This window comes from Streptomyces sp. AC512_CC834 (assembly GCF_019049325.1).
Taxonomy (GTDB): Bacteria; Actinomycetota; Actinomycetes; order Streptomycetales; family Streptomycetaceae; genus Streptomyces.
Window position 1 is genome coordinate 1 of the sequence record NZ_JAGMUO010000094.1, and the last position, 389, is coordinate 389.

A 389-nucleotide genomic window follows, 5' to 3' on the forward strand; every position below is an offset into this window, starting at 1 on the left:
GTGGACTTGGTGATCTTCCCGGCTTCGCTGGTGGGGGAGTACTGGCCCTTGGTCAGGCCGTAGATCCGGTTGTTGAAGAGGAGGATCTTGAGGTTGACGTTGCGGCGCAGGGCGTGGATGAGGTGGTTGCCGCCGATGGACAGGGCGTCGCCGTCGCCGGTGACGACCCAGACGGACAGGTCGCGGCGGGAGGTGGCGAGGCCGGTGGCGATGGCGGGGGCGCGGCCGTGGATGGAGTGCATCCCGTAGGTGTTCATGTAGTACGGGAAGCGGGAGGAGCAGCCGATGCCGGAGACGAAGACGATGTTCTCCTTCGCCAGGCCGAGCTGGGGCATGAAGCCCTGCACGGCGGCGAGGACGGCGTAGTCGCCGCAGCCGGGGCACCAGCG

1 protein-coding gene is annotated in these 389 nt (G+C 67.9%); it reads right to left on the bottom strand.

Annotated features, from left to right (window positions below):
- Positions 1–389 (bottom strand): thiamine pyrophosphate-dependent enzyme (locus KUM40_RS27490; RefSeq protein WP_254395758.1); only part of this gene is annotated, 389 nt, incomplete at both ends.